The organism is Burkholderia sp. SRS-W-2-2016 (genome assembly GCF_001931485.1).
Lineage (GTDB): Bacteria > Pseudomonadota > Gammaproteobacteria > Burkholderiales > Burkholderiaceae > Paraburkholderia.
Map to the genome: position 1 here is coordinate 71,404 of NZ_MSDV01000071.1, position 18,662 is coordinate 90,065.

General features: G+C 62.7%; 18 protein-coding genes, 1 tRNA gene and 1 riboswitch. Of the genes, 12 read left to right on the plus strand and 7 right to left on the minus strand.

Annotation, left to right across the window (positions count from 1 at the left end; all coding sequences use genetic code 11):
- Positions 1 to 51: 51 nt before the first annotated feature.
- The 3 genes from BTH42_RS29385 to BTH42_RS29395 form a co-directional block, all read right to left on the minus strand.
- Positions 52 to 1,086 (minus strand): ABC transporter permease, encoded by a 1,035-nt coding sequence (locus BTH42_RS29385; protein WP_075304693.1) that lies wholly within the window; start codon positions 1,084 to 1,086, stop codon positions 52 to 54.
- A 19-nt stretch (positions 1,087 to 1,105) separates the two neighbouring features.
- The gene (locus BTH42_RS29390) at positions 1,106 to 2,617 is read right to left on the minus strand and encodes a sugar ABC transporter ATP-binding protein (protein ID WP_075304694.1); all 1,512 of its coding nucleotides are present in this window, start codon (positions 2,615 to 2,617) and stop codon (positions 1,106 to 1,108) included.
- A 102-nt stretch (positions 2,618 to 2,719) separates the two neighbouring features.
- On the minus strand, positions 2,720 to 3,481 hold the full coding sequence (locus tag BTH42_RS29395; RefSeq protein WP_075304695.1) for a GntR family transcriptional regulator: 762 nt from the start codon (positions 3,479 to 3,481) through the stop codon (positions 2,720 to 2,722).
- A gap of 164 nt (positions 3,482 to 3,645) precedes the next feature.
- Between BTH42_RS29395 and BTH42_RS29400 the strand changes: the two genes are divergently transcribed.
- From BTH42_RS29400 to BTH42_RS29410, 3 genes are read left to right on the plus strand one after another with little or no spacing between them, the layout of a single operon-like run.
- A complete protein-coding gene (locus BTH42_RS29400; RefSeq protein WP_075304696.1) occupies positions 3,646 to 4,941 on the plus strand; it encodes an L-fuconate dehydratase in 1,296 nt (431 codons plus the stop codon).
- A gap of 45 nt (positions 4,942 to 4,986) precedes the next feature.
- Complete coding sequence (locus tag BTH42_RS29405; protein ID WP_075304697.1) at positions 4,987 to 6,183, plus strand: aminotransferase class V-fold PLP-dependent enzyme; 1,197 nt, start codon at positions 4,987 to 4,989, stop codon at positions 6,181 to 6,183.
- A gap of 48 nt (positions 6,184 to 6,231) precedes the next feature.
- Positions 6,232 to 7,251, plus strand: coding sequence for a D-cysteine desulfhydrase family protein (locus BTH42_RS29410; protein WP_075304698.1), 1,020 nt, complete (start codon positions 6,232 to 6,234; stop codon positions 7,249 to 7,251).
- Positions 7,252 to 7,294: 43 nt separating this feature from the next.
- On the opposite strand, the gene BTH42_RS35665 is transcribed toward BTH42_RS29410, so the two are convergent.
- Together BTH42_RS35665 and BTH42_RS29420 are read right to left on the minus strand one after the other, a co-directional pair.
- On the minus strand, positions 7,295 to 7,678 hold the full coding sequence (locus BTH42_RS35665) for a hypothetical protein (RefSeq protein ID WP_178392259.1): 384 nt from the start codon (positions 7,676 to 7,678) through the stop codon (positions 7,295 to 7,297).
- 43 nt (positions 7,679 to 7,721) lie between these two features.
- Positions 7,722 to 7,824, minus strand: a riboswitch (SAM-I-IV-variant riboswitch).
- Between the two features lie 364 nt (positions 7,825 to 8,188).
- Positions 8,189 to 8,273: transfer RNA gene (locus BTH42_RS29420), tRNA-Leu, on the minus strand.
- 294 nt (positions 8,274 to 8,567) lie between these two features.
- Here BTH42_RS29420 and yfcF point away from each other — a divergent pair.
- A complete protein-coding gene (gene yfcF / locus BTH42_RS29425) occupies positions 8,568 to 9,200 on the plus strand; it encodes a glutathione transferase (RefSeq protein WP_075304699.1) in 633 nt (210 codons plus the stop codon).
- Positions 9,201 to 9,268: 68 nt separating this feature from the next.
- On the opposite strand, the gene BTH42_RS35670 is transcribed toward yfcF, so the two are convergent.
- Entirely contained in the window at positions 9,269 to 9,421 is a 153-nt protein-coding gene (locus BTH42_RS35670) for a hypothetical protein (protein ID WP_178392260.1), read from the minus strand.
- Between the two features lie 320 nt (positions 9,422 to 9,741).
- On the opposite strand from BTH42_RS35670, the gene BTH42_RS29430 reads away from it, so the two are divergent.
- Both BTH42_RS29430 and BTH42_RS29435 read left to right on the plus strand, forming a co-directional pair.
- A complete protein-coding gene (locus BTH42_RS29430; RefSeq protein ID WP_178392261.1) occupies positions 9,742 to 10,467 on the plus strand; it encodes a cytochrome c oxidase assembly protein in 726 nt (241 codons plus the stop codon).
- A complete protein-coding gene (locus tag BTH42_RS29435) occupies positions 10,464 to 10,976 on the plus strand; it encodes a CopD family protein (RefSeq protein WP_075304701.1) in 513 nt (170 codons plus the stop codon). The genes BTH42_RS29430 and BTH42_RS29435 overlap by 4 nt, the downstream gene beginning before the upstream one ends.
- On the opposite strand, the gene BTH42_RS29440 is transcribed toward BTH42_RS29435, so the two are convergent.
- Positions 10,940 to 11,458 carry a DUF2231 domain-containing protein gene (locus BTH42_RS29440; RefSeq protein ID WP_075304702.1) on the minus strand — a complete coding sequence of 173 codons (519 nt, stop codon included), beginning with the start codon at positions 11,456 to 11,458 and terminating at the stop codon, positions 10,940 to 10,942. The two genes, BTH42_RS29435 and BTH42_RS29440, sit on opposite strands and share 37 nt — an antisense overlap.
- A gap of 57 nt (positions 11,459 to 11,515) precedes the next feature.
- Between BTH42_RS29440 and coxB the strand changes: the two genes are divergently transcribed.
- From coxB to BTH42_RS29470, 6 genes are all read left to right on the plus strand, one after another.
- A complete protein-coding gene (coxB, locus tag BTH42_RS29445) occupies positions 11,516 to 12,196 on the plus strand; it encodes a cytochrome c oxidase subunit II (protein WP_256702383.1) in 681 nt (226 codons plus the stop codon).
- Positions 12,193 to 14,730 carry a cytochrome c oxidase subunit I gene (gene ctaD, locus BTH42_RS29450; protein WP_075304704.1) on the plus strand — a complete coding sequence of 846 codons (2,538 nt, stop codon included), beginning with the start codon at positions 12,193 to 12,195 and terminating at the stop codon, positions 14,728 to 14,730. Before coxB ends, ctaD begins: the two co-directional genes overlap by 4 nt.
- Positions 14,727 to 15,062, plus strand: a complete 336-nt coding sequence (locus BTH42_RS29455) for a hypothetical protein (RefSeq protein ID WP_075304705.1) — start codon at positions 14,727 to 14,729, stop codon at positions 15,060 to 15,062. The genes ctaD and BTH42_RS29455 overlap by 4 nt, the downstream gene beginning before the upstream one ends.
- Positions 15,063 to 15,156: 94 nt before the next feature.
- Positions 15,157 to 16,482, plus strand: coding sequence for a ferric reductase-like transmembrane domain-containing protein (locus BTH42_RS29460; protein ID WP_075304706.1), 1,326 nt, complete (start codon positions 15,157 to 15,159; stop codon positions 16,480 to 16,482).
- A 239-nt stretch (positions 16,483 to 16,721) separates the two neighbouring features.
- Positions 16,722 to 17,486, plus strand: a complete 765-nt coding sequence (locus tag BTH42_RS29465; RefSeq protein ID WP_075304707.1) for a tetratricopeptide repeat protein — start codon at positions 16,722 to 16,724, stop codon at positions 17,484 to 17,486.
- A 92-nt stretch (positions 17,487 to 17,578) separates the two neighbouring features.
- Positions 17,579 to 18,208, plus strand: a complete 630-nt coding sequence (locus BTH42_RS29470) for a hypothetical protein (RefSeq protein ID WP_256702384.1) — start codon at positions 17,579 to 17,581, stop codon at positions 18,206 to 18,208.
- The last annotated feature ends 454 nt before the right edge of the window (positions 18,209 to 18,662 follow it).

Below are 18,662 nucleotides of genomic sequence, written 5' to 3' on the forward strand. Positions count from 1 at the left end.
ATTTGAGGGAGCCTGCGCGGGCTCCCTTTTCTGTTGCTCTGTTTTCCCGCGTCAACCTGCGCGGCTGCGGCTGCGCCGCAAGATGTCCGCATAGACCGCCAGAATGATGATCAGACCGGTGACGACGATCTGCCACTCCTGCGCGACCGACATGATGCGCAGTCCGTTGGTCAGCACGCTCATGATGAACGCGCCGATGATCGTGCCGAGAATCGTGCCCGCGCCGCCGCTCAGAGAAGTGCCGCCGATCACCACCGCGGCAATCGCATCGAGCTCGTAGCCCTGGCCGAGCGCCGGCTGCGCGGAGTTCAGACGCGATGCGATCAGCAGACCGGCGATCCCGCAAATCGCGCCGCCCACGCCGTAAATCGCAATCTTCCAGCGATCGACATTGACGCCGGAGAGCCGCACCGCTTCTTCATTGCTGCCGAGTGCGAACGTATAGCGGCCGAGCGCGGTGCGATTTAACGTAATCGAGCTGACGATCGCGAGAAAGAACAGGATCAGCACCGCGTTAGGAATCGGCACGCTCGGCAGGAAATAGCCGATCAGCGAGTCCTGCGAAATGCGGTAGAAGTTCTCGGTGTCGGTGAAATAGATCGGCTTGTCCGACGAGACGACCAGCGAAAGACCTTTCAGCAACATCATCATGCCGAGCGTCGCGATAAACGGCGGAATCTTCATTTTCGCGGTCAGCGTGCCCGAGACCGTCCCGCACACCGCGCCGGTCGCGATCGCCGCGAGTACCCCGGCCCACATCGGCAGATGCCAATAAGTGAGAAACACGCCGCAGATCACCGCGGTGAACGTCATCAGCGTGCCGACCGACAGATCGATCCCGCCGGTAATGATCACGAAGGTCGCGGCAATCGCCAGCACGCCGTTGACCGCGGTCGCCTGCAGAATGCCGAGGATGTTGTCCATCTGCATGAAAGCGGGCGACGCGAAGCTGAAAAACACCAGCAGCAGAATCAGACTCGCGAACGCAAGCATCTTTTGCAGCGCGGTCGGCGCGAAGATGCGGGCCTTCAGGCTGGAAGTCCGGCGTTCGTTGTCGAGCGCCGCCGTATCCGTTTGCAATGTCATGTCTTGAACCTCGTCGGGCTTAAGCCGTTTTCAGGGATTCGCGCTGCGTCGCGAGATGCATGATGCGCTCCTGGGTCGCGTCGCCGGCGGACAACTCGCCGGTAATGCGGCCCTCGCACATCACCACGATTCGATCGCTCATACGCAGAATTTCGGGCAGCTCCGACGAGATCATCACGATCGCCTTGCCTTGCGCGGCCAGCGAGCGCAACAGCTTGTAGATTTCGCTTTTCGCACCGACGTCGATGCCGCGCGTCGGTTCGTCGAAGAACAACACGTCGCAATCGCGTTCGAGCCATTTCGCGATCACGATCTTTTGCTGATTGCCGCCGGACAGCAGCCGCACCTGCTGGGTCGCGGACGGCGTGCGGATCGCGAGCAGTTTGATGAAGTGCTGCGCGCGTTTGCGGATCTGGCCGCGGCGCAGGAACATATTGAACGACAGGAACTTGCCGAGATCGGACATCACGATGTTCGATTCGACATCCATTCCGGTGGCCAGCCCAAAGCGCTTGCGATCTTCAGAGAGATAACCGATCCCGCGTTTCACCGCATCGCTCGGCTTTTTAATCGACGCTTTCGCGCCTTTCACGAAGATCTCGCCGGATTCGACCGGATCGGCGCCGAACACCGCGCGCGCGACCTCGGTGCGGCCCGCGCCCATCAAGCCGGCAAAGCCGAGTATTTCGCCCTGCCGCAATTCGAAACTGACGTTGCGCACCAGCGGACCCGCCACCAGATTCTTCACTTCGAGCGCGAGCGCGCCCTGCGCCGGCGCGCGTTGCTCCGGCTCGATATCGGCCAGCGTGCGTCCCACCATCATGCCGATGATCGTTTCGACGCTGGTGCCTTCGGTCGGCACCGTCGCCACGTATTCGCCGTCGCGCATCACCGTCACGCGATCGGTGATCTGCTTGAGCTCGTCCATCTTGTGCGAGATATAGACGACGCCCACGCCGCGTTCTTTCAACTGGCGGATGATACGGAATAGCTCGGCAATCTCGGCATCGTTGAGCGCGGAAGTCGGCTCATCCATGATCAGCACGCGCGAATCGAACGACAGCGCCTTGGCGATCTCGACCATCTGCTGGCTCGCCACCGTCAGCGAGCCGACCAGCGTGCGCGGATCGAGCTTCACGTGCATGCGGCCGAGAATCTCGCGCGCCTGCGCATTGAGTTTGTCTTCGTCGAGCAGCAGTCCGAAATGCTTGCGCGGTTCGCGGCCAATAAAGATGTTCTGCGCGACGCTCAGATGATTCATCAGTTGCAGTTCCTGATGAATGATGCCGATCCCGACCGCCTGTGCATCGCGCGGCCCCTGGAAATCGACCGGCTTGCCTTCGTAGAGGATCTCGCCCGAATCGCGCGTATAGACGCCGGCGAGAATCTTCATCAGCGTCGACTTGCCCGCGCCGTTCTCGCCCATCAGCGCGTGGACTTCGCCGGACATCAGTTCGAACTGGACGTTGTGAAGTGCTCTGACGCCCGGAAAGCTCTTGCAAAGCTTATTGACGGATATGAGTGGGTTCATGTGCGGATCTGTCGACGGCTGCCTTTATCACCAGTGCTTTTACTGTGACCTGCAAACGACTTCAAATGCGACTTGCAACGCGGCTGTCGCCGCGCTTTCTTTTCAAGGCTCGAACAGGTCCGGCCTGTTTTTCGCGGAGCGGTGCAATTCCGCGACCACCTGGTCGAGATGATCGTGCATCGCTTTCGCGGCCGAATCGCCGTCGCCGGCGGCCAGCGCCTTGAAAATGCTCTCGTGCTCTTCCAGCGTATGCACGAGCCGTTCGGGACTTGCCAGCAATTGCCTCGCGCGGTCCAGCGCATTGCGCGACACCGTGACGATTTCCTTTACACGCGGCAGCTTGACCGCGTCGAGCAGGATTTCATGAAATGCCAGATCGAGTGCATGAAACGCGATCCGTTCGCCGCTGCCCGCCAGACTGCGCTGCTGGTCGAGATTGCTGGCCAGTGCATCGAGCGTCGCGCGGTCGTGCAGGCGCGCGACACCACGCACGGTTTCGACTTCCAGCGCGCTGCGAATAAACAGGTGCTGACGGATGTCGTCGAGCGCAATCGGTTTGACCCGCGTGCCGCGCTGCGGCAAAACCTCGACGAGACCCGCATGCGCGAGCTTCGCCAATGCGGACGACACCGGAAAACGCGACACCCCCATCCGTTCGCACACGGCCAGCTTGTCGATCATCATGCCGGGCTCCAACGCCAGCGTCACGATCGCTTCCCGCAACGCCGCCTCGACCGCGTCGGTCAAGCTGCCACGCTCGCCACCCTTGACCTTTTGCAGTGCCGCATAAGGGTCGGTGGCGGGATGCTCGAGTTCGGCTGAGGAATTCACGGAGGCCTTGATTTTGAGACAACATGCTAGCATGCTAGAAAGCGAATCACGAGTTGTCAACGCGTACGAGTGCCTGGTATTCCCTGGTATGTCCGTCCGCGTGAACCAGAACCGCGTGCGCGACAGTGCACGTAAAGCCGATCCGCCTGCTCCCGCAGGCGACCACCGCTAGCCATTCATCGCCCCGGAGGGTGCACATGACTACGATCACAAGGCTGTCCGTTCGGGACATCCGGTTTCCCACCTCGCGTTCTCTCGACGGTTCCGACGCAATGAACGCCGCGCCGGACTACTCCGCCACCTATGTCACGCTCGAAACCGATACACCCGATCTGACCGGCCACGGCCTGACGTTTACGATCGGGCGCGGCAACGAGATCTGCGTGACCGCCGTGAATGCATTGACGCCGCTGATCGTCGGCAAAAAGCTCGAAGATATTGCCGCGAATATGGGCGCATTCTGGCGCGCATTTACTTCGGATAGCCAACTACGCTGGATCGGCCCGGACAAAGGCGCGATTCATCTGGCCACCGCGGCGGTCGTCAACGCGGTGTGGGATCTGTGGGCGAAAGCCGTCGGTAAGCCAGTGTGGAAACTGCTCGTCGATATGAGTCCGGAAGAACTGGTGCGCTGCCTGGACTTCCGCTACGTGACCGATGCGATCACGCCGCAGGAAGCACTCGCGATGCTGCATCGTCACGCGAAAACCAAGGGCGAGCGGGAAAAGGAAATGCTCGCGCACGGCTATCCGGCCTATACGACTTCCGCCGGCTGGCTCGGTTACGACGACGACAAGATTCGCCGGCTCGCGCGCGAAGGCGTCGCGCAGGGCTGGACTCATTTCAAGCAGAAGGTCGGCGCCGATCTCGACGAGGACGTACGGCGCGCGCGCATTTTGCGCGAGGAGATCGGCGAGAACCTGAAGCTGATGATGGACGCCAATCAGGTGTGGGACGTCGATGAAGCGATCGCGAACATGCGCCGTCTCGCGGAGTTCGATCCGTGGTGGATCGAAGAGCCGACCAGCCCCGACGACATTCTCGGCCACGCGGCGATCCGCAGGCGGCTCGGCTCGATCGGCGTCGCGACCGGCGAGCATTGTCATAACCGGGTGATGTTCAAACAGTTGCTGCAGGCCGAAGCAATCGATTTCTGTCAGATCGACAGTTGCCGGCTCGGCGGGCTCAACGAAGTGATCATCGTGTTGCTGATGGCCGCGAAGTTCGGCGTGCCGGTGTGTCCGCACGCGGGCGGCGTCGGTTTGTGCGAGTACGTGCAGCATATTTCGCTGTTCGACTACATCTGCGTGTCGGGCTCGCTGGAAAATCGCGTACTCGAATACGTCGACCATCTACACGAGCATTTCGTCGATCCGGTCGTGATCCGCAACGGCCATTACATGCCGCCGCAAAGGCCCGGATACAGCATTGAAATGCTCGAAGAGTCGCTGGACCGGCACTGGTTCCCGGACGGCGCTGCGTGGCAGAAGTGAGCGCGGACGCGCGTCGACATCTCCCTCATTAACCCCGGAGCCGCAATGCCTTCTCCGTTGTCCGCCGCCGCGCTCGATGCATTGCGCGAACGCATAGCCGGTGTGCGCAGTACTACGCACTTCAATCATGCCGGTTCGTCATTGCCGTCGAGCGCGACGGTCGAGGCGATTCACGCGCATCTATTGCGCGAAGCGTCGCTCGGGCCGATGGAGGCGGGCGCGGCGGCGGCCGCGGAAACCGAACGCGCACGCTCACTCGCCGCAAAGCTATTGAACGCTCAGCCATCCGAAATTGCGTTGACGACCGGCAATTCGGCCGGCTGGGGCGCGGCCTTCGCGGCACTGGGTCCGTGGCGCGCGGGCGAGCGCATTCTGGTCGCGCGGCACGAATGGGGCGGCAATCTCGCGACGATGCGGCTCGTCGCGCAACGCGCAGGCGCAACGATCGAAGCGATTCCGTCCGACGAGACCGGCCGCGTCGATCCCCGCGCGCTCGAAGCGATGCTCGACGAGCGGGTGCGCCTGATCGCGCTCACCTGGCTGCCGGCCAACGGCGGACTGATCAATCCCGCCGCGGCGATCGGGCAAATCGCGCGCCGCCACGGCATTCCCTATTTCGTCGATGCCGCGCAGGCTGTCGGTCAGGTGCCGGTCGACGTGGCCGCGCTCGGCTGCGACGTGCTGGCCGGCGCGGGACGCAAGGCACTGCGCGGCCCGCGCGGCACCGGCCTGCTGTACGTGAGACGGGACTTTCTACCGCGCCTCGCGCCGGCCTTCGTCGATACCCATTCCGCGCCACTCGATGCCAACGGCGAACCGGTGCTGCGTAAAGACGCGCAGTGTCTCGAGTCCTCCGAAGCATCGCTTGCGTTGCACTGCGGCCTCGCTAATGCGCTGCATGAAGCACTCGAAATCGGCATCGAGAACATTCGTGCGCAAATCGATCGGATCGCTAATCGTCTACGCGCGCAACTGGCCGAGATTCCCGGCGTGTCGGTACTCGATCAGGGCGTGGAACGTTCCGGCCTGGTGTCGTTCAATATCGCCGGGCTCGACTCGCTTTCGGTGCGGCGCGCATTGGCGGCGCAAGGTATTACGATCGGCAGCAACGGCGTCGCCTACACGCCGTTCGATATGACGAGCCGCGGACTCACGCAAATCGCGCGGGCATCGGTCAGCTATCTGACCACCGACACGGAAATTGATAGATTACTGGCTGGAATCCGCACGTTGGCGCATTGAGCCCGTATCGCTCGGCGCCGTTCTCCACCCGACCGATTGCAACCGCTCATGAACTCCGCTCCGCTAACGACTCTCGATCTGTCGAAGTTTCCCCGCCATGTTCTGCTCGAAGGCCCGACGCCGATTCAACATCTGCCGCGCCTGAGCGCGCGCCTCGGTGGCGCGGACATTTACGTCAAACGGGAAGATCTGACCGGGATCGGCGGCGGCGGCAACAAACTGCGCAAACTCGAATTCCTGATCGGCGAAGCACTGGCGCGCGGCGCGGACACGATCATCACGGTCGGCGCACGGCAATCGAATCATGCGCGACTCACCGCGGCCGCCGCCGCGCGCGTAGGACTCCAGTGCGAACTGGTGTTGACGCGGACCGTCCCGCGTTCCGATCACGACTATTTGGAGAACGGCAACGTGCTGCTCGATGCGCTATTCGACGCGCGCGTGCACGATCTGCCCGGCTCCGCCAACGCACTGCAATTCGCCGAACAGCGGGCCGACGAATTGCGCGCGCAAGGCCGCAACGTCTATGTGTGTCCGCTCGGCGGCTCGAGTCCGGTCGGCTGTCTCGGCTATGCGGACTGTGCGGCCGAAATCGCCGCGCAAGCGCACGCCCAGCAGTTGTCGTTCGATCGCATCGTGGTGCCGAACGGCAGCGGCGGCATGCATGCGGGACTGGTTGCAGGTTTTGTCGCGTTGGGTCTCGACGCGACGCGCGTCGCCGCGTTCACCGTGTACGGCAATGCCGCTCACGCGCACGCCACCACGCTCGACAAAGCGAATCAGACGGCCCAACTGATCGATTCCGCACTGCGCGTGCAGGAAGATGCCGTCTCGATCGACGAAACGCAGCTTGGACCCGGCTACGGCATTCCGACCGACAGCATGCGGGAGGCGGTGCGGCTGCTGGCATCGACCGAAGGTCTGCTGCTCGATCCCGTGTACAGCGGCAAGGCATTCGCGGGTCTGGTGGAAAACGTCAGGACCGGAAAGTATGCCGCTGGGCAGAAGATTCTCTTTGTGATGAGCGGCGGACTTCCGGGACTGTTTGCCTACCGCAGCGAGTTCTGACTGTTCTGAATGTTCTGAATCCCCGCGCCGGCATCGCGGATCTTCACGCAGCTCGTGCGCAATGCGGCGCAGCAGATCGCCGGGGCGCGGCGCGAGTGAGTTGCGGCGCGGCGGCGCGAACGAAATGATGCTCGATCCTCGTGCGCAATACGCCGTCGAGCGCGGCGAGTTGTTCGCGCAGGCGAATCGCCTGCTCTTCGGTCATTTCGCCGAGAACGATTTTTTGCTCGAGAACTTCGCCGTGACGGGTGACGAGCCAACGGTCCACTACGACGGTTTCGCGTTCGAGTACCGCAGCCGCGGACGAAACGACACCGAGATTGACGCCCGACACGAGATGAACCGTATGCGTCAGCGTGAAACCGGGGAGGAAGTTCGACCAGTCTTTGCAGACGGATGGGGAGAGGGCAGAGGTAGCTTCGCGCATAATGGGCTCCGGATCAGTGTTTATCGAACCGGTGCCGGCGAGGCCGCTCCCGTTTCGTTGCCGACAATCGGCCGCATCGCCTTAAGGCTTCCACCTTGCCCGGGAGGGCAGGTTGGCGTCGGATAACCCGACTCTGGATGCATGATTTTGTTCGTTCGATATCTCGAACTTGGCTCCATTATACCGAAAACGACGCGCCGGGCAAGCGGTTGCCGGGAAGCGGGGTATCGGCCGTTGTTGGCGGGAGCCCGAAGCGCGCTGCAAATACCTGCTCCGCGTGTGCGGTTGCGGACTAGCTGGGCATGCCACGCGGACATGCAAACGGAACAGACAGAGATGGCGAGTCGAACCTCACGCGCCGGAACGAGCGTGGATGAGAGACGGGTACTTCGAGGGAAATCCTTCAGGTGCGGAATGTGGATATCCGCAAGAGAGAAGGCAATGAACCTGGCGGATGGCGCCCGCTTATCGTTCAGACCTTTTGAGGGAGGTTGTACTGCCAGAACATCCTGGTGCCGACGGCGAGACTCGAACTCGCACAGCTTTCGCCACTACCCCCTCAAGATAGCGTGTCTACCAATTTCACCACGTCGGCACTGCACTTCAATTTGCGACCCGCGCTTCATTTAAAGCCTGCGAATCAAGCTCCGCCGCAAACGAAAATTGGCCTTTGATATGCACCGGAGGTAGGTGCGTACGGCCCTCGAGATAAGGGCCGCCAATTTCGCCACTGAGGCAGAGGGGCGCAATTGTAGCAGCTAAATTATTTTTTTGAAGCCCCTACGCGGTTTTTCTGGTGGAGTGCTGTGCAGGGCCGTTGCGACGCTAATCGGGCATTACCATCTTACGCACACGCTCACATCACGACCCACTCACCCAAGGAGCCCCCTTGCCCCACCCCGCTCTCCACCTCTACACCGACGCCCAATTCGCAAGCCCCTACGCGATGTCGGTATTCGTCACGCTGCACGAGAAGCAGTTGCCCTTCGAGCTCTCGACCATCGACCTCGCAAACAACGCGAACCACGCCCCCGACTACGCGGCCACTTCGCTGACCCGCCGCGTGCCGACGCTGATCCACGACGGCTTCGCGTTATCCGAATCGTCGGCTATCACCGAGTACCTCGACGAGACGTTTCCCGACACCCCGGTCTATCCGCAAGACCGGCACCTTCGTGCGCGAGCGCGCCAGGTCCAGGCGTGGCTGCGCAGCGACCTGCTGCCGATCCGCCAGGAGCGTTCCACTGAAGTCGTGTTTTACGGTTCGCACCACGCGCCGCTGTCCGCCATCGCGCACGCCGCCGCGCAAAAACTCTTCGCCGCCGCCGACGCATTGTTACCCGCCGATTCGCTGAATCTTTTCGGCGCATGGTGCATTGCCGATACCGATCTGGCATTGATGCTGAATCGCCTCGTACTGAATGGCGATGCAGTGCCGCAAAGGCTAAAAGACTATGCCGCTCATCAATGGCAGCGGCCTACCGTGCAAAAGTGGCTTGAACTCGCGCGCCCGCCTCTTTAAGTGACTTGACGGACGCAATAGCGAAGCGGTGAAAGAAATGACTAAAAAACCGGTACTGCGTCCACCGGTTATTTCCCCTTGCCGTTCCCGCCATTGAGATTGGCCCGGTTGCGCGCCCGCTCCCTTTGCTGGCGCGCCCGGACGATGCTGACGACGATCAGCACGATCGCCAGCAACGTCAATTCGATCATTGCCGGAATCTGAATTGGATCGTGAAACATCGAAGACCTCCGTCAGAGAATTCGACCATCTTACTCCCGGCCGATTAGTCCGAAGTATTGCGCCGCACCATCGTACTTATCCGCTTAAACCATCTCGATCCGGCTTTCAATAGTGAAGGCTTTTCGTGACAATTTTCTCCTCATTTGTCAAATCAGCGGCCATTCAACCCATATAGCTGTCCCCAAGCAGTTTATTTGCGCTACAGTAGGCGAGCGTTCGTTTAAATCGTCAGCTATCCCGACAATTCCCCAGGCGCCTCTTCCCGCTCTTTATCGCCAGTACTGAAGAAAAACCTGGGTAAAGCTAAAGATATCGCGCCATGCCATCTTTTGCGGTCGCCTATTGCGGTCCCGCGGCTGTCCCGGACAGCCTGTGGTTACGCTGGAACTTGGACCCGTGGTTGCTCGCGGCGCTGGCGGCCATCGCCTTCGTGCTGGTGAGCGGCCGCGCCGCCAATTCGAGAGCCGGGTGGGCGGCTCTCGCGCTGATGGCGATCGTGTTCGTGTCGCCGCTGTGCGCGCTGTCGTCGGCGCTGTTTTCCGCGCGCGTCACCCATCACATCATTCTGATCGCCGCGGTCGCACCGCTCCTCGCGCTCGCGTTTCCTCTGCCGCGTCTGAGCTATCCGCCACTCGTTCCGGTGGTCGCCGCGCACGCGGTCATCGTCTGGCTCTGGCACGCGCCGGGACCATATGCATGGGGACTGTCGAGCGTGCCCGGCTACTGGTTGATGCAGTTGTCGTTACTGGGCAGCGCATGGCTGATGTGGCGCAACATCTTCTCGCCGGCGCTGCCGACCGGACCCGCACTGATCGCGCTCGTCACGACGATCGGCCATATGGGTCTGCTCGGCGCGCTGATCGTATTCGCGCCGGTGCCGCTCTATGTCGCGCATTTCGCGACCACCGCCGCGTGGGGACTCACGCCGCTCGCCGACCAGCAACTCGCGGGCCTGTTGATGTGGGTGCTCGCAATGATCCCGTATCTCGCCGCCGGACTCTCGCTGGTCTGGTCGAGCCTGCGCGTCAGAGAGCCCGCGCTGTGACGACGCTGCTGAAATTCATTCATCTGGCCGCGATCGCGATCTGGTCCGGCGGACTGCTCGTGTTGCCGTATCTGTTCTGGCAGCGTCGCGGACTCGCGGCCGGCAACGAACTCGACCGGCTGCATCGGATCACGCGACTCGTGTTCGTCGAGCTGACGTCTCCCGCCGCGTTCGTCGCGATCGCCAGCGGCACCGTGCTGATCTTCCTGCAAGCGACTTTCGTGGAATGGTTCACCGCGAAGATGGTGTTCGTCGGCATCATGGCGATGCTGCATGTGCTCGCCGGCCTCGTGCTGCACGACCTGTACCTGCCCGCCGGCCGCTTCAACCGCGGCTCCGCTATTGCGTTGACGGTTGCGTATCTGGTCGTGATCGTCGCGATCATCTGGATCGTGCTGGCCAAGCCGCATATCGATTCGAACCTGTTCGCGCCGCATCTGTTCGAACCCGGCGGACTCGGCCGCTGGCTGCATCACTCCTTCGGCGAAACCAGAATCCCCACGCCATGATCGAATACGAGCTTGCCCCCATGCCAGCCGGCGAAGCCCGTCATCACCGAGGCGAGCAGCGACAGCACGAGCCCGTGCGGCAAAATCTGTTCGGGGTACAGAATACGCACGCCCCAGTTCGCGCCCGCGAGCGCAACGAGTGTCATCGCGGCGACCGCGTGCGACCAGCTGGCTTCCTTCAGCCGAATGCCGCGCACCAGCAGCAATTCCGCGGTGCCGACCACGCTCGCGCCGACTCCGCTCCAGAACGCGAAACCGGCGGCCCACACCCCGACGCGCACCCAGAACGGGTCGCCCGTCCACCAGTAGAGCACGTCGACGCCGAGCGTTGCGACCACGAACGCGATCGGGAAATGCACCATCATCACGTGAATGGGATGGCCGACCAGCGCGACGGCCGAGCCCTTGTCGAGCCGCAACAGCTCCAGCAGCACTTCGCTTTTTTCCGCCGAGCCAGTCTCGGAGTTACCCTGCTTTGCCATGATCGCTTGTCTCCGCACCGAGTGTGTAGGGATGCCAAACATCATAGTGGCTTGCGCGTGGCACTCCAAGCGGGATCGCTCGCGGCGTTGTCCGGTTGCGCGGGGCCGCTGTCGACGCTCGAGCCGTCCGGCCCCGCGGCGGCGTCGATCGCCGGGCTCTGGTGGGTGATGCTGGGCGGCTCCGCGATCCTGTTCGCGCTGGTGCTGGTGCTGTTTCTGCTGACGGTGTTCCGTCCCGGCTGGGGCTCGCGCGTTTCTCCCGCGCGCTGGATCGTGCTCGGCGGCCTCGTGCTGCCCGCGGTGATCCTGATCCCGCTGGTCTGTTACGCGCTATATGCGGGCGAGTTGCTGCTGCCGCTGCGCGCGCATGCGCCGGCGCGCGTCGAAGCGATCGCGCAGCAATGGCACTGGACTTTCCGCTATCCGGACCAAGGCAACGTCGAAACCGACAACGTGCTGCATCTGCCGGCGGGCACGCCCGTCGACATCGCGGTCACCAGTCGCGACGTAGTACACGCATTCTGGATTCCGCGCTTCGCGGGCAAGATCGATGCGGTGCCCGGCCATCACAATCTGCTGCGCATTCAGGCCGATCAGCCGGGCCAGTACTTCGGACAATGCAACGAGTTTTGCGGTATCGGTCACGCGCAAATGCGCTTCACGGTGATCGTCGATCGTCCGGAAGACTTTGCCGCCGCCGTCAGAAACGCCGCCGCCACCGGGGAGATGAAGAAATGAGTGTGCCCGTCGAGCCGCAATCGCAGGGCCTCAACGCACTGCGGCTGCATCGTCAGCTCGCCGCGATCTGGGCCACCGGGCCCGGCGTGCAAAAACTCGCGTCGGTCAATCACACGGTGATCGGCATGCGGATGATGATCACGTCGTTCGTGTTCTTCGCGATCGCCGGGATTCTCGGCATGCTCACCCGCGTGCAGCTCGCCACCCCGCACGCCGCCTTCATGGACGTCGAGACCTACAACCAGGTCTTTACGATGCATGGGTCGATGATGCTGTTTCTGTTCGCGATCCCGATGGTCGAAAGTTTCGCGGTGTACCTGACACCGAAAATTCTCGGCACCCGCGATTTCGCCTTTCCGCGTCTCACCGCATACGGCTACTGGTGCTATCTGTTCGGCGGCACGATCCTGACCGTGTCCTTGATCCTGCGCAGCGCGCCCGACGGCGGCTGGTTCATGTACACGCCGCTGAGTTCGAACGTCTACACACCGGGCCTGAACGCCGACGTGTGGCTGCTCGGCATCACCTTCGTCGAGATTTCGGCGCTGTCGCTCGCGATGGAAATCGTCGTGTCGATCCTGAAGATGCGCGCGCCGGGCATGTCGCTCGACCGCATGCCGATCTTCGCGTGGTACATCCTCGTGACCGCGATGATGATGATCGTCGCGTTCCCGCCGCTGATTCTCGGCTCGATCCTGCTCGAAGTGGAACGCGCGTTCAACCTGCCGTTCTTCGACCCGACGCGCGGCGGCGATCCATTGCTGTGGCAGCATCTGTTCTGGCTGTTCGGCCATCCGGACGTGTACATCATCTTCCTGCCGATGGCCGGCGTGCTGTCCACGATGATCCCGGTGTTCGCGCGCCGCCGCCTGATCGGCTATCGCGCGATCGTCGTCGCAATCATCGCGCTCGCGTTTCTGAGCTTCGGCATCTGGGTGCACCACATGTTCACGGTGGGCATTCCGCATCTCGCACTCGCGTTCTTCTCGGCCGGCTCGGCGATCGTCGCGGTGCCGACCGCGATCCAGTTTTTCGCATGGCTGGCTACGCTCTCGCACGGCCGGCCGCGCTGGGACGTGCCGATGCTGTACATCTTCGGCTTCTTCTTCGTATTCACGTGCGGCGGCCTGACCGGCGTGATGCTCGCAATGGTGCCGTTCGACTGGCAGGCGCACGACACCTACTTCGTCGTCGCGCACATGCACTACGTGGTGGCCGGCGCGCTCGCGTTTCCGATGCTCGCGGCGTTCTATTACTGGCTACCGCTGCTGACCGGACGCTCGGCCGTGCACAAGCTGTCGGTGCCGGCGTTCTGGCTGGTGTTCATCGGCTTCAACATGACGTTTTTCATGATGCACCTGACCGGCCTACTCGGCATGCCGCGCCGGGTGTTCACCTATAGCGGCGACGAAGGCTGGAACTGGCTCAATCTGCTGTCGTCGGTGGGCAGTTTCGTGATGACGATCGGCTTCGCGCTGGTCGTGATCGACATCATCGTGCAGGTGCGTTTCGGGCAGCGCGTGCGGCGCAATCCGTGGGACTCCACCACGCTCGAATGGGCAATGCCGATTCCGCCGACACCGTACGCGTTCGCGTCGATCCCGCGCGTCGATACGGAGACCGAAGCAATCGCGCCGGGCCAGCTTGCTCCGAAACTCGCACGCGGCGAAGGCTATCTCGGCTTCACCCGCAACGGCTGGCAGGAAGCGCTCGGCGTGCATATGACCTCGGGCGAGCCGGATCAACTGATCGTCTTGCCCAAGCCCACCTATCTGCCGCTCGTCACCGCGATCGTCACCTGTGCGGCGGTGCTGTCGATGCTGTTCAAGTTCTATCTGCTATCGGCCGCGTTCGCGTTCGTCACTTTCGGTCTGTTCATTTATGCGGGGCAAAATGCGGGACTTGCGCGCGACTACGGCGCACTGCCGGTCGGCCGCGGCGTCAGCGTGCCGCCGCATACCGAAGTGGCCGGCTCGCCGTCGTGGCTGTCGCTGATCTGCGCGCTGGTCGCGAACGGCACGCTATTCACGTCGCTGATCTTCGGCACCTTCTATCTGTGGATCGCCGCGCCGAACTGGCCGGCCGCAACCACGCCGCAGCCGAGCAAGCTGCTCGCGCTGGTCGCCGTGATCGCGCTGGCGGTGGCCGCGATCACGACGCGTGCTTCACTGCGGGCCGCGGCGGCCGAACGCAAACCGTACGGCACGCTCGGGCTCACCGCGCTCGCGCTGATCGCCGCGCTGGCAGCGGCCGTGATGTTGATCGCCGGCGTCACGCCGAATCCGCGCGAACACGCACTCGGTGCAACCGCCGCCGCGTTGCTGACCTATATCGCGATTCATGCGGGCGCCGGGCTGCTATTCGTGATCAGCAACATGCTGCGTCTGAACGCGGGCTTCATTTCCGCGCGCCGCCTGACCGACCTGCGCCTCACGCGCCTGTGGACCGACTACACGCTGGCGACCGGCATCATCGCGCTCGGCCTCGTGCTCGCGCTGCCCAGCCTCGTCGCGATGCTCGGAGCAAAGCCATGAACGCGCGGCCGCTTTCGCCGCGGCGTTTGTGGTGGCTCGCCGTCGGCTTCACGATCTGGTGCGTCGCGTTCGTGGTGCTCTACGCGCTGCACGCGATCGGCTGCGCGTTCGCATGGCCGAGCGGACCGCTGCGCGCGAGTCTGGCGATCATCCTGCTGCTGCATCTGCTCGCAATCGGCTGGCTGTGGCGCTATCGCGCGGCCACGCGCGACCCCGGACCGGAGCGCATCAGCTCGTTCATGCATACCGTCGTCGTCTGGACGCTGATCGCGGCGCTGGTCGCGACCGTCCTCACCTTCGGCCCCGCGCTGCTGCTCACCACCTGTGTGTAGGCGTCCTCGCGTGAGCCGGCCCACCGCTGGAGGCTCGACGCGGCCGTGATGCGCTCGCCGCTTGCGCCCCCACACCCGATACGGAGAAGCACCGATGCAGTCTCACGATCTGGCGCGCAAGGCCATCTGGTCCGCGATCTATCTGCTGTTCATTCTCGCGCCGCTGTTCGCGTTGCTCACCGGCACCCTGCCGCCCGCGCGCAATTTCGGCACCGAGTTCTCGGTCGCGCTCGGCTATTCCGGCCTCGCGATGATGGGTCTGCAATTCGGCCTCACCGCGCGATTCCGACACGTCACCGAGCCGTGGGGCGAGGACGTGATCTACCACTTCCATCGACGCATCTCGCTGCTCGCGGTGAGCCTCGTCATCGTGCATCCGCTGATTCTGTTCGCGATCCGCTCCGATAAGGTCGCGATGCCCGACTCGCTGCTCGACGTGCCGTGGGGTGCGTGGTTCGCATTCCTGTCGATCGGCTCGCTGATCGTGCTGGTGATTACCGCGCTGTGGCGCAAGCAGCTGAGGATTCCGTACGAGCTCTGGCATCTGTCGCATATCGTGCTCGCGCTGGCCGCGATCTTCGGCGGCGTGCTGCATATGATCGGCTGGGGCTTCTATCTGACCGATCCGCTGAAGCGAACGCTGTGGATCTGCATGACGCTGTTCTGGATCGCGCTGCTGCTTTATGTGCGCCTGTTCAAACCGCTGTTCATGCTCAGGCGTCCATACCGGATTGCCGAAGTGCGCGCCGAACGCGGCGACACCACGACTCTCGTGATGCAGCCCGACGGCCATGCGGGCTTTCGTTTCACGCCCGGCCAGTTCGGCTGGCTCACCGTGTGGGGCAGTCCATTCAGGATTACCGGGCACCCGTTCTCGTTTTCGTCGAGCGCGGATGCGGCGAATGGCCGCGTCGAAATGACGATCCGCAACCTTGGCGATTTCACCAGCAAGGTCAAAACAATCGAGGCCGGCCAGCGCGTTTATCTCGACGGCCCGTATGGCGCGTTCACGATCGGCCACCCGACCGACATGCATGTACTGATCGCGGGCGGCATCGGTATCACGCCGATGATGAGCATGATCCGCACACTCGCCGATCGCGGCGATCAGCGCCCGCTGGTACTGCTGTACGGCGGCAAGAACTGGGATTCGCTGACGTTTCGCGAGGAACTCGAAGTACTGCAAACGCGCCTGCCGCTCAAAATCGTCTATGTGCTATCCGATCCGCCGCCGGGCTGGACCGGCGAGAGCGGGCGCATCGACGCGGACATTTTCCGGCGTCATTTGCCACCCGAATACGCGCGTCACGAATACTTCATTTGCGGACCGGACCCGATGATGGATGCGATCGAAACCGCGCTCGCGAACCTGAAAGTGCCGCGTATCCGCTACCATTCAGAACGCTACAGCTTCGTCTAGCGTCTATTCACATCAGGAGACCTGCGATGCGTCGACTACTGGCCAATCGACTCGTAGTGGCGACCGGCGTGATCGTCGTCGCGCTCTCGCTGCTATTCGCGTACTTACGGGTCGATGCATTGCATTAGCTTGCATGGGCCGTCCAGAGCAGGCATAGCGCGCGCTGTAATACACTGGCTCCGAATCTGGCGCGGCCGCCGTCCGGCACGCGTGTCATCAAGCTCGAAGGTTGAATCGATATGTCCTATTTTGGAATTGGTATACACGTCCTTGTCGCAATCTATTTCGCAATCCATGCGGTGCGTACTAATCAGGGCATGTATTGGCTGTTCATTCTGTTTGTGTTTCCGCTGCTCGGCAGCGTCGTGTATCTGTTCGCGGTCTATCTGCCGAGCCTGCGCCATTCGCGCGGTGCCCGCGTAGCCACTCAGGCCATTAGCCAGTTCGTCGATCCGAATCGCGCGCTGCGCGAAGCGCGTGCCGATTTCGATCGCGCGCCGACCGTGCAGCATCGGCTGCGGCTCGGCGATGCATTGCTCGCGGCCGGCAATCCGCGTGAAGCGCTCGAACAGTTCCAGGCCGCGGCCAATGGCCCGTTCGCAACCGATCCCGCGCTGCTGCTCGGTCTCGCGCGCTCGCAGTTCGCGGTAGGCGACTACCCCGCCGCCGATACGACGCTGGAAAAGCTCTTCTCCGTCAATCCGCAGGCCCGTAATCAGGGCGAGCCCGCGCTGCTGTATGCGCGCACGCTCGCCGCGTTGAACGCGCCGGGCACGCGCGCGGCGTTCGAACAGGCACTGACCTGCGCGAGCGACGTCGCGCCGCGCTGCCTGTTCGCCGACTGGCTCGCCGCGCAAGCGGACGCCGAGGACCGGCGCCACGCCGGCAGCCTGTATGCGGAGATCGTTCAGGATGCCAAACATTGGCCGCGTCATGCGCGCGAACACAATCGCGAGTGGCTGCAGCGCGCGCAAGCCGCGTTGGCGAGCGGCGTGGGAAGATAAACAGCGATACCGGGAGCGGTGCGATGAGACCTGCAAACAGATTCTTTGCCGCGGTACGGGTCGGCGCCGCTTCGGCCGTCATCGCGTTGGCCTTGAGTGCTGCGTCCTCCGGTGCATTCGCGGCCAGCACGTCCGCGCAGTTTGCGTGGCCTGCTTCGTTCGTCGTGCTAGGCGACGGCTATCCGCATGCGGGCGACGCATGCCGGCGGCTCGGCGAATCGGCCGCCACCGCGAACTATCTCGACCATATGGCGATGCTGGTCGGTTGCCCGGGAGCGGCCAATAGCGCGGCCGCTCGTGCGATCCTGAAACAGCGGCACGCACGTGTCGTCGGCGCAGCGGACGGCGTCACGCTTATTTCGATTTCGACCGAAGGGGGCGCCGCCGGCCGGCAAAATAAACCCGCGCCGCGCGATCAATCGCCGTTCACGGCGACCGGTACATTGCCCTGCGAACGCGGCGGCGGACAAACGAAAACGATGTGCAAATTCGGCATCGTGCGTCACGACGATCATTCGGCGACGCTGCTCGTCTACTGGCCCGATGGCAATACACGCGCAATCTTCTTCGGCGCCAATGGCCGCATAATTGGCACGGCCGCGAGTGCAAGTGCACAGCCGATGCCCGGCGATACGTTGACGCAAAAAAATGCCGGCGTGAATCTGATTTCAATCGGCAATGAACGCTATGCGGTCGAGGACAAGGTTCTCTCCGGTAATTGAACCGCGGACCACGATTTAAGTACTTCCGGCGCGGCATCAATTAGCAGTTACCGCGCCGCGCTTTTTCCTGCTTTTCCCTGCTTTTCTCCACACACCGGACTGCACCCGGCAGCCCATTTCAACGCGCGGCGGACCAAGCCGCAAGCGCGAGCGGCAGCCCGAAAGTTCGTCCGCGTCGCTTCCCTCGCTTCGCGCCCATGTTTCCCGTCGCATCGGCTGCTCCGATGCGCACGCTTATTCCGCATTCATAAATCCCACTATTAGTAATAATTTCTTTCGCGTCGCAGCGAGCACAATAGCCCGTTTTTCCTTATGCGCATTAGCTTTCAATATCATTATCAAAACACCAGGGATTACACCAAGCCGTCAAAATCGATATTGTTGACTAATATTATTACCTGCCAAACGTTTGGCAGCACGGCGGCCGGCTGGAACGCCAGGGACCCGCGGCCTC

Excerpts from the sequence above, each read along its gene's own strand:
- BTH42_RS35670 (WP_178392260.1), bottom strand. The coding sequence starts at position 9,421 with ATGTTTCACGATCCAATTCAGATTCCGGCAATGATCGAATTGACGTTG.
- BTH42_RS35665 (WP_178392259.1), bottom strand. The coding sequence starts at position 7,678 with ATGCGCGAAGCTACCTCTGCCCTCTCCCCATCCGTCTGCAAAGACTGG.
- BTH42_RS29395 (WP_075304695.1), bottom strand. The coding sequence starts at position 3,481 with ATGCTAGCATGTTGTCTCAAAATCAAGGCCTCCGTGAATTCCTCAGCC.
- BTH42_RS29405 (WP_075304697.1), top strand. The coding sequence starts at position 4,987 with ATGCCTTCTCCGTTGTCCGCCGCCGCGCTCGATGCATTGCGCGAACGC.
- BTH42_RS29410 (WP_075304698.1), top strand. The coding sequence starts at position 6,232 with ATGAACTCCGCTCCGCTAACGACTCTCGATCTGTCGAAGTTTCCCCGC.
- BTH42_RS29455 (WP_075304705.1), top strand. The coding sequence starts at position 14,727 with ATGAACGCGCGGCCGCTTTCGCCGCGGCGTTTGTGGTGGCTCGCCGTC.
- ctaD (WP_075304704.1), top strand. The coding sequence starts at position 12,193 with ATGAGTGTGCCCGTCGAGCCGCAATCGCAGGGCCTCAACGCACTGCGG.
- BTH42_RS29440 (WP_075304702.1), bottom strand. The coding sequence starts at position 11,458 with ATGGCAAAGCAGGGTAACTCCGAGACTGGCTCGGCGGAAAAAAGCGAA.
- BTH42_RS29400 (WP_075304696.1), top strand. The coding sequence starts at position 3,646 with ATGACTACGATCACAAGGCTGTCCGTTCGGGACATCCGGTTTCCCACC.
- BTH42_RS29465 (WP_075304707.1), top strand. The coding sequence starts at position 16,722 with ATGTCCTATTTTGGAATTGGTATACACGTCCTTGTCGCAATCTATTTC.
- BTH42_RS29385 (WP_075304693.1), bottom strand. The coding sequence starts at position 1,086 with ATGACATTGCAAACGGATACGGCGGCGCTCGACAACGAACGCCGGACT.
- BTH42_RS29390 (WP_075304694.1), bottom strand. The coding sequence starts at position 2,617 with ATGAACCCACTCATATCCGTCAATAAGCTTTGCAAGAGCTTTCCGGGC.
- BTH42_RS29460 (WP_075304706.1), top strand. The coding sequence starts at position 15,157 with ATGCAGTCTCACGATCTGGCGCGCAAGGCCATCTGGTCCGCGATCTAT.
- BTH42_RS29430 (WP_178392261.1), top strand. The coding sequence starts at position 9,742 with ATGCCATCTTTTGCGGTCGCCTATTGCGGTCCCGCGGCTGTCCCGGAC.